Origin of the sequence: Candidatus Methanodesulfokora washburnensis (assembly GCF_003947435.1) — an archaeon.
Classification (GTDB): Archaea; Korarchaeota; Korarchaeia; order Korarchaeales; family Korarchaeaceae; genus Methanodesulfokora; species Methanodesulfokora washburnensis.
The window spans coordinates 1-8,385 of sequence record NZ_RCOS01000059.1; the positions used below are offsets into that span (position 1 = coordinate 1).

13 protein-coding genes and 1 tRNA gene are annotated in these 8,385 nt (G+C 42.6%); 9 read left to right on the top strand and 5 right to left on the bottom strand.

Translation table 11 applies throughout. The annotated features are described in order from the left end of the window. Together D6D85_RS03755 and D6D85_RS16800 are read left to right on the top strand one after the other, a co-directional pair. On the top strand, positions 1–180 hold a 180-nt coding region (locus D6D85_RS03755; protein WP_202617265.1), incomplete at its 5' end, for a nitroreductase family protein. 262 nt (positions 181–442) lie between these two features. Next, the gene (locus tag D6D85_RS16800; protein WP_272914414.1) at positions 443–658 is read left to right on the top strand and encodes a DUF6092 family protein; all 216 of its coding nucleotides are present in this window, start codon (positions 443–445) and stop codon (positions 656–658) included. On the opposite strand, the gene D6D85_RS16090 is transcribed toward D6D85_RS16800, so the two are convergent. Together D6D85_RS16090 and D6D85_RS03760 are read right to left on the bottom strand one after the other, a co-directional pair. Then, positions 617–769 carry a hypothetical protein gene (locus tag D6D85_RS16090; protein WP_161969674.1) on the bottom strand — a complete coding sequence of 51 codons (153 nt, stop codon included), beginning with the start codon at positions 767–769 and terminating at the stop codon, positions 617–619. The two genes, D6D85_RS16800 and D6D85_RS16090, sit on opposite strands and share 42 nt — an antisense overlap. A 297-nt stretch (positions 770–1,066) precedes the next feature. Further along, positions 1,067–2,302, bottom strand: a complete 1,236-nt coding sequence (locus D6D85_RS03760) for an MFS transporter (RefSeq protein ID WP_237558744.1) — start codon at positions 2,300–2,302, stop codon at positions 1,067–1,069. On the opposite strand from D6D85_RS03760, the gene D6D85_RS16805 reads away from it, so the two are divergent. Then, on the top strand, positions 2,292–2,444 hold the full coding sequence (locus D6D85_RS16805; RefSeq protein ID WP_237558745.1) for a hypothetical protein: 153 nt from the start codon (positions 2,292–2,294) through the stop codon (positions 2,442–2,444). The genes D6D85_RS03760 and D6D85_RS16805 overlap by 11 nt on opposite strands. Positions 2,445–2,469: 25 nt before the next feature. On the opposite strand, the gene arsB is transcribed toward D6D85_RS16805, so the two are convergent. Together arsB and D6D85_RS03770 are read right to left on the bottom strand one after the other, a co-directional pair. Next, entirely contained in the window at positions 2,470–3,528 is a 1,059-nt protein-coding gene (gene arsB / locus D6D85_RS03765) for an ACR3 family arsenite efflux transporter (protein WP_125670741.1), read from the bottom strand. 234 nt (positions 3,529–3,762) lie between these two features. Further along, a tRNA-Lys gene (locus D6D85_RS03770) sits at positions 3,763–3,837 on the bottom strand. 368 nt (positions 3,838–4,205) lie between these two features. Between D6D85_RS03770 and D6D85_RS03775 the strand changes: the two genes are divergently transcribed. From D6D85_RS03775 to D6D85_RS03790, 4 genes are all read left to right on the top strand, one after another. Continuing rightward, positions 4,206–4,505, top strand: a complete 300-nt coding sequence (locus tag D6D85_RS03775) for a DUF4258 domain-containing protein (RefSeq protein WP_125670742.1) — start codon at positions 4,206–4,208, stop codon at positions 4,503–4,505. Next, on the top strand, positions 4,495–4,707 hold the full coding sequence (locus D6D85_RS03780; RefSeq protein WP_125670743.1) for a DUF2283 domain-containing protein: 213 nt from the start codon (positions 4,495–4,497) through the stop codon (positions 4,705–4,707). Before D6D85_RS03775 ends, D6D85_RS03780 begins: the two co-directional genes overlap by 11 nt. A gap of 106 nt (positions 4,708–4,813) precedes the next feature. Continuing rightward, positions 4,814–5,347 carry a PaREP1 family protein gene (locus D6D85_RS03785; RefSeq protein WP_125670744.1) on the top strand — a complete coding sequence of 178 codons (534 nt, stop codon included), beginning with the start codon at positions 4,814–4,816 and terminating at the stop codon, positions 5,345–5,347. Positions 5,348–5,604: 257 nt separating this feature from the next. Next, positions 5,605–6,498, top strand: coding sequence for a PLP-dependent cysteine synthase family protein (locus tag D6D85_RS03790; RefSeq protein WP_125670745.1), 894 nt, complete (start codon positions 5,605–5,607; stop codon positions 6,496–6,498). Between the two features lie 134 nt (positions 6,499–6,632). Here the strand turns inward: D6D85_RS03790 and D6D85_RS03795 are convergent, their stop codons facing one another. Continuing rightward, the gene (locus tag D6D85_RS03795) at positions 6,633–7,202 is read right to left on the bottom strand and encodes an Lrp/AsnC family transcriptional regulator (protein ID WP_125670746.1); all 570 of its coding nucleotides are present in this window, start codon (positions 7,200–7,202) and stop codon (positions 6,633–6,635) included. 57 nt (positions 7,203–7,259) lie between these two features. Here D6D85_RS03795 and D6D85_RS03800 point away from each other — a divergent pair, with 57 nt between their 5' ends. After that, entirely contained in the window at positions 7,260–7,745 is a 486-nt protein-coding gene (locus tag D6D85_RS03800; protein WP_237558746.1) for a putative zinc-binding protein, read from the top strand. Next, the coding region (locus D6D85_RS03805) for an arsenic resistance protein (RefSeq protein ID WP_202617266.1) at positions 7,745–8,385 on the top strand (641 nt) is incomplete at its 3' end. The genes D6D85_RS03800 and D6D85_RS03805, both read left to right, overlap by 1 nt.

Here is an 8,385-nt window from a genome sequence, read left to right on the forward strand (position 1 = left end):
ATGGCCTATGCCCTAGATATAGGATCCTGTCCTGTTGCATCCTTTAACAAAATGGCTGTGAAGGAGCTGCTCGATCTTCCAGCTCATGTAGAGCCGGCGTTGATAATAACGCTTGGATACCCGAAGGAGATCCCGAAACCTCCTAGAAGAAGACCTCTAGATAGAGGTGGTACATGTTGACAGATTTTAACAGAAAGTTGATAGAAAGCCGTTGTCGGGTAGTTAACATTTACTACCCGTTCCATCTCGGCACTAGCCTCATAGATGGCTTTCAGGGGCAACGGGGCTCCCCTCATCCTGTGTATGTGCCCATTCGGTGCTACATACCACCACATATCGGGCACAGAAAATAGGATCTTTCATTTATAAACTTATTGTGTGAGCATGCACATAAGTTATATAGTTAACTTTTTGGGAACTGCTGACGAACCCTCAATTCAAGCTGCTTTCCTTTTTGGTGAGCAGTGCTAGAGGGTGTGTCGATGAACCTGCGCTTTACGGATCTCTCAGGTTAATAGACGCTGCGGCTAGGCTTATTAATATAATGCAAGAGGAGGGATTGTTGACATTCTCCACGGCTAAAGCCGGGAGATTCCCGGTTTGTCAGCCCGAGGCTTCATCCTACCGAGTTCAGGGCTGTGTCAAGACCAGGGCATGATGCCCTACCAGCCCCTGCTATGGGCATGTAGCCCATAGCCCGCTTGACCTTTCCCCTCTTGGGCGACTCGCCAAAGATATGAGGAGCACTCCTATTTAAAGTTATTGACAATTCATCCCACGGTTAAAAACCGTAGGTCTTCTTGTCGGTTTAGCTGTAAACGATGACCTTATTAGGCTAAGGGAGCTGATAAAAGAGAAGATGGATCTGGTTATGTATGATGAGGCAGGATTCGTGGAATTCTTGGATTATGTTTCCCAGGAACTCGTTAAAATCGTCAAGAAAGCTACTCAGAGTGAAACAGACAGGTAGTCTTTGTCAATGTCTTTTATTGAATAAAAGCTTAAAAAGATTGTTTGCAGTGGTGTTGATCTAGTTGCTCCCAAATAGCTTTATACAGCAAACTGTTTACATATTATGCTTTATAATTCTAGCTGAAAATGACAGAAAAGTGCCGAGAATGCTCAGCACTAAGTATGTTGTCAATGAAATTGTCATAGCAGTGATGAAGTCCTTCTGCAAGCTCATCACCGAAGTAATTATCGACACGCTAAGGGCTTGACCCAAAAACCTCATAGTGGCTAGAAATGCTGTTGCAGAGCCATAAGCCTCTCTTGGACTCATGTTCATTATAGCTGTGGTGTTTGGCGATGCAAAGAATGCGAATCCAACTCCCAAGACCACAAGCATGAAAATAAGGTATGCTATGCCTTTTTGGCCGACAAGCATCAAACCAAGTATCCCAGCTGAAATTGTAAGCATGCCAAGAGAAGCCAGGATGGATGGATCATGGCGGTCTGCTAGCGATCCAGAGACAGGCGATAACATAGCTTGGAATGCTGATTGAGTAGTCAGCACCAAGCCAGCCTCGCTGGGTGTTAGATCACGCACTTTTTGGAGATAAGCACTGAGCAGTATGGTCAATGCGTAGGTGGCGCTGTAGTTAAGCAGTGCAGCAATATTAGCAGCGAGGAATCTACCTCTAAATATCTTGGGATGGAGTAGTTTGGAACTTTTTGACTCAATTACCAGCGTCAAAACGAATAAAATGCCGCCAGCAGCTACTGTTAACATTCCATATTGGGCTTTTATGTTCGATGTGCCGTAAATTATCATAATGATAGAGAGAACGGTCAGAATTGATCTGAAAAAGCTGGGCTTGGGAGTCAGACCTTTCCTCAGGTCCACGGATACGGTAGCTACGATCAAACTTAGCAGGCCTACAGCAGCTTTAAGGATGAAAAGCGAGCGCCAGCCTAGATAGCTGGTCATGTAGCCTCCAACTAACGGGCCCAGACTAAGGCCCAAGTAGACTGAGGTGGTGTTTATCCCTATGCCCATTCCCCTTCTTCTCTCCGGTAGTGTCTCAGTCAACACAGCCACTGCGGTTCCTGATATCATAGCAGCAGCTACACCTTGGAGAAATCTACATGTTAATAAAATATAGTAGCTGTTTATCATGGGCACTATAAGGGATGCAGCTGTAAACATGGCAACACCGGATATGAAAACCCTTCCTTTTCCCAGCCAATCACCCGCTCTGCCTGCTATAAGGACGGTGGAAGCTAGTGCTATTAAAAAGGAGTTGGCAACCCAGTTAACATCAGCCAAGGAGACGTTGAACTCCTCTGCTATGGCTGGCAAGGCAATAGCTATGGAAGATGTGGTGAAAGGTGTGATAAAAGATGCCATTGCAGTGGCAATTAGGACGCTTAATCCATGGGAACTGTTCTGGTTCGACATAGGCCTTAACTCCCTTCTTTTGAGGATTTTTATGGGGAATTAGGCTCTCTATATCATCTTATTCTTTATCATCCTGATGAGCGGAGTTTTTGATTATAAAGCTTTTGTCTCAACCTCAAGGCCACATTTACAAGACTTATCAGCACTGGAACTTCTATAAGTGGTCCGATTACCGTTGCAAAAGCCTGATTACTGTTTATTCCCCAGATAGCTATAGCAACAGCAATAGCTAGTTCGAAATCATTGCTTGCAGCAGTAAAAGAGACAGCTGTCGCCTTAGGATAGTCGACACCGAGCTTATAGGCAATGAAGAAGGTTACGAACCACATTATCAGAAAGTAGAGTACAAGAGGGATTGCAACCCTGAGAACATTGTAAGGAAGCTCAATGATGTACCCACCCTTCAATGAGAACATAACAATTATCGTAAAGAGAAGTGCTACTGGGGTTATAGGACTTATCTTTGGTGCAAGAGAGTTTTCGAACCAAGCTTTGCCTTTCAGCCTGAAGCTTCCATATCTCGTGACAATTCCACCAATGAATGGAATGCCAAGGTAGATAAAAACAGTTTTTGCTGCATCAACAATGCTTATCTCTGTATTAACACTTTCAGCAAGTCCTATTTTTGTTAAAGCAAGTGTTATAAATATGTAAATGTAAATAGCATAGAAGAGAATCTGGAAGATCGCATTGAATGCCACAAGCCCGACGGCGAGTTCTCTATCCCCTTCTGCAAGCTCATTCCATACTATAACCATTGCAATACATCTAGCCAGTCCGACGAGGATAACACCCATCATGAACTCAGGTGCATCTCTAAGCAATGTAATTGCAAGCAGAAACATTACAATCGGTCCTACTATCCAGTTCTGTGCTAAAGAGAATGCCAAAAGTTTCTTGTTTCTGAAAACTTTTCCCATCTCCTCATACTTCACTTTTGAAAGTGGAGGGTACATCATCAAAATCAGACCAATAGCTATTGGAATTGATGTTGTGCCAATGTTCATTGCAGCAAGTATATTTGCTATGTCTGGATATATATAACCTAAGGCTACTCCAAAAATTATTGCAAGAAATATCCATAGTGTGAGGTATTTTTCAAGGGCTGTTAGACCTTTTTTCTCCATGAGATCACCTTTTGTAAGATTTTGGCGCCTTCTGGGACAATTTTCCAATATAAACTTTTACTTACAATTTGTAACTCAATTTTTCAGGAAGATTTGTGGAAACTGCGAGAAGTCTTTCTTTAGCTGAATTTTTTCAGAACAGAGAATGTTAATTCCTGTAAAAAGCAAGGTTGAAAGCTATTAAAAAGTCAAAATCGACATTTGATCTATTTCCAGTTTTATCTGGATTAAAAGCGGGCCCGGCGGGATTTGAACCCGCGACCCCCGGGTTAAAAGCCCGGTGCTCTAACCATGCTGAGCTACGGGCCCAACTTTATACTAATCCCTCCACTGCTCAGAGGATCTACACGACGAGGAGGGTCAATAAGAGGAGAAGCTGAGGCTATTTAAATATTGACTTCCATAACGGAGTCTAGCCTCAATAGAGGGTAAGAGAATTATTGTTGCAAGAAATGAGATCTTGGAGGGAGCAGCTGAATAGGGATACAAGGAGGACTTTATGAATATTGCAGATGGAAAGAAGAACCCACATAAAACTAGGGCTTTCTTGCCGAGGTGCAGAAGAAGAACAGCATCCAAGACCCTGAAATTTTATCTTCACCTACTCATTAGTGTGCATAAGCCTTAGATTAACAATCAGTTATTCACAAGCTTTTTTAACTTGCTTCAATGGGGGTATGAGAACTAAGCAAAAAGGGAAATCTGAGATGAGGCATAATCGAAGTCGCAAAGTCAGATTCACCAAACATGCTCGTGAAAAATTTGAGGTCGTAAAGCATTATGGCTTCGAGATAGATGAAAAGGAGGTCGTTAAGACGATCCAAGATCCTGCTCGAGTAGACAAAAAGGGCACTCAATATCTTGCTATCAGAGCTATCAATGCAAAATATGCCTTAAGGGTTGTTTATGAGGAGAGAAAAGATTATCTACTAGTTATAACCTTCTATCCAGTGAGGCGAAAGCGCTATGGTGTATAAAATTAAGTACGATGAGGAAGCCGATGTTCTCATGATAATAGTCGCTGAAGAAGGGAAGCTCTCCCATGCGGAGGAAGCAGGCGATTTGATAGTGCACTTTGATGAGAATGACAAACCGCTCTTTATAGAGGTGCTTAAGGCAAGTAAAATAGTCCCACTAATGGTCCAAAGCTTGGCTAAAAAGGAGGTTTCGGTAACTTGACACGCTGTTAATGCGTACGTAGCAAAACCGATCTTATTACAGAGAGGAGGAAGAGCTGAGGTTTATAGAAAATGGGTAAAAAAGAAAAGAGGGAGGAAGGATAATCGTGTATGCATACTACAACCTGAAGGCATTGATAGACCGCTACGGATCCCACACCGCTGTCATATATCCATCTGGCTATTCTAGATTGTCATCAGAAAGCCTTGCAGAGATGGAGAAGGAAGCTGAAGAGATGCTTGAGAAGCAGAACTATATCCAAGCCTGCGAGAAATACTACAAGATCTCAGAGGAGATTGTGAAAGCTCTTAGCGAGCATTATGCCCCAAGGGTCATGGCAGAAGTCTTCAGAAGAACTAAAGAAGGAAAAACACCTTGGACAATTCTTCTTTTGAACAAGGCCGTGGATGAAATAATAGAGAACATCAAATGGAAGGACACTGCATTCGAATCCATCTTCAGGGATGGCTGGATAGCAGCTGTAGCCCTGCACAGGTGGGGTTTTCATGATTTTGAATTAACTCCATCTAGTATCATGCATGAAGTGAAGAAGGTCAGGGGAATGATCAAACTAGTCGAAGGAATTCTGAGGAGACTAGAGGGCCACAGCGGTACAACTGTATCGCAAGCTCCATTCTAAAAAGCTTTTTATTTAAAAACCCATATTCTTGCTTGAAGACTGTTGGGATATTTATTATATTAGCGCTTCAGGCGCGCGCAGACTTAAGAAAAATGAGATGAGGAAGAACTCTGAAGATCCAAGGGGGATAGTGAGGGATTATTAAGGTACTAGCGAGGATAATACCTTCCTTAGTGGTAGTATATAAAAATACATTTTGTTTCTTCTCCTAACGGCCTTATATCCTGTTGAGATCTGCTATCGTTGGAGGCAGAAAAATGAAAAACATCATTAACATTATAGGCAATACCCCTATTGTTGAACTTCAAAAAATTAAACCATCAACAAATGTAAGGATTTTTGCCAAGCTGGAGTTTCTCAACCCAACGGGAAGTCACAAGGATAGAGCAGCACTTTACATGATCAAAGAGGCAATAAAAAAGCACAATTTGAAACCTGGCGATATTATCGTCGAGGCTTCTAGCGGCAATACTGGTATATCGGTTGCATTCGTCGCTCAGAGGTTTGGTTTGAAAACTCTAATAGTCATTCCAAAAAATACAAGCAGATGCAAAGTGGCTATTTTAAAAATGCTGGGAGCTGAGATTTTTGAGGGTAGTGAAGATCCCTCTTCAAGCGATTACTACATAAAACTTGCTGAAGAATTAGCAAAAAAGCATAGAGGCATTTTCCTAAATCAATACTCAAACCAAGCAAACGCTCTCGCACACTATGAAACCACAGCTGAAGAGATATGGTGCTCTTTGAATGGCGACATAGATGCCTTTGTGATGGGTGTTGGAACGGGAGGAACGATAACAGGAGTTGGAAGGTACTTAAAAGAAAGGAAAAAAGACGTTTTGATAGTTGCTGTAACTCCAAAAGGTTCTCCTCTTGCCGGTGGTTCTAAAGGAGAGGAAATAGAGGGTTTCCTCTCGGCGGAGATACCTCCTTTACTTGACAAAAGCATCATAGATAGAATTGTTGAAGTTTCATACGAGGAAGCTAAGGAGATGGCCATGAGACTGGCAAGAGAAGAGGGAATTCTCGCTGGAATATCCTCTGGTGCAAACATCGCTGCGAGCTTAAAAATTGCTGAAGAAGTAAGAAGAGGAAATATAGTTACTATCATAGCGGATTCAGTGCTTAGATATATTGATGAAGTGGAATGAGACTAATTCTAAGTTTATCCGTAAGTATAAATTAATGAAAAGCTTATACTAATTTTTCATGACATATATCTGAAATAATTTAGCCTATATCTCGCCTTAAGAAGTTGGAGTATGCCTTGCATCGGTGCTTAAGGTCAGAGGAATCCTTTGTAACAGGAGGAGGCAGGACATCCCAAGCAGATATCGTTTTTTAATCTGCTGCAGGAGCAGCAATCGACTCCACAGGGAGGGGATGATCTCTCAGCAACAATTCTTATAGGCAGATATTCCGGGTAGATTATGGAGCTGCCGACTATGACCTCACTTCTTCTTATTCCCTCGGCAGTCCTGAGGATACAGGTAGAGGTTATGCTCTCAAGTACATTCATATCTTCAGCTACCGTTATGGCAATTATATTGTTCCCTCCTATAAGTCTTGAGAGAAAAACAAGCCTTGGACAATCCCTGAACCTCTCTATTATCCTGCTAGCGCTTTTATCATCTATGGTCTCTATCAGTATGATTGCATGCCTTAAATTCATCGCTTTAGGGCTTAAACCCGCGGAAACCCTCATTATTCCCCTGTTTATCAGGCTAAGAATGTGTTTTCTCACCCCCACATGTGTCATTTTCAGCATTTTTCCCATTCTAGAATAGGAAGCTCTTCCATCCTCTTGGAGAATTTTCAGGATCTTCCTCTCAACATTGCTCAACTTTTCCTGCATATCAATTTGTAACCAAACCTTTATATAATGGTTACTATTTGTGCCGCTGGGGATCTTATGGACGTAATAATGGTGTTGGCACTTCTGATATCCGGCCTTCTCGCTGGAGTAATAGGAAAGTATCAGTTACTTCCTCACTGTGGTACACATGCTGAGAAATTAATAATAGTGGCTGCATGTGATGGTGCTTCCAGCACAGGCCAGATAGGCAATGAGGTAGCTAGGAGACTAACTAAGGCTTACCCTGATGGGGTCAGGATGTGCTGCCTCTCAGCAATAGGTGCTGGAAGCAAGACGCACTTGGGGATCTTCAAGAAGGCTAAGGCGGTAATAGCGATTAACGGATGCCAACTGATGTGTACATCAAACGTGCTTAGGCAGAGAGGAATAGAGCCTGCATACGAGATAGTAGTAGCCAAAGAAGGTATTAATAAGATGCCTTCACTGGACTTCAACGATGAGGATGTGACAAGAATAGCTGATAAAATAGTTAAAGACTTCCTATCCAATTTCTCGCTTAATACGGTGGAAGGCGAGCGATGATGGACATTGCGCACCTATCAGGTCATGTTAGAAAGTATCTGATAATATACACTCTCCTCTCCACGATTCTCGCGCTGCCTATTGGATACTACTTTAAGGATGTTATAGCCTCCAACAAAGCTCTTATCTCGAATTTAGTAGTAATTCTAGCAATACTGACTATTTATCCATCGATGGTACAACTTAAGACAGAAGGGCTCTTGAAAAGCTTTAGATCGTGGAAACAGATAGTGCTTTCGATGCTTTATGTCTTTCTCCTCTCCCCTTTGCTGGCCTTTCTGATCGCACCGACTCTGGGCGATCCCCACATAGGAATAGGATACGTTGCTGCTAATGTTGTTCCGGCCTCAAGTGCATCGCTGGGCTATGTCCTTATAGCAGGTGGAAGTGTAGAGCTTGCCACGGTTTTGGCCATCTTATCCCTTTTCATAGGGATACCTGTAATCCCATTGCTCATAAGCATCTACAGCAGCAGGGTGTCTGTTCCTGTGCCAATAGAGCCGATTATAACATCTCTCCTTGAGGTTCTGATCCTTCCACTTGTTGTTGGCCAGCTGACAAGATATGCAATTGCGAGGAGCAAGGGTTTGTCGTATGTAGACAAAAACATAAAGCCTCACCTTTCCCTAGCAACAATGAT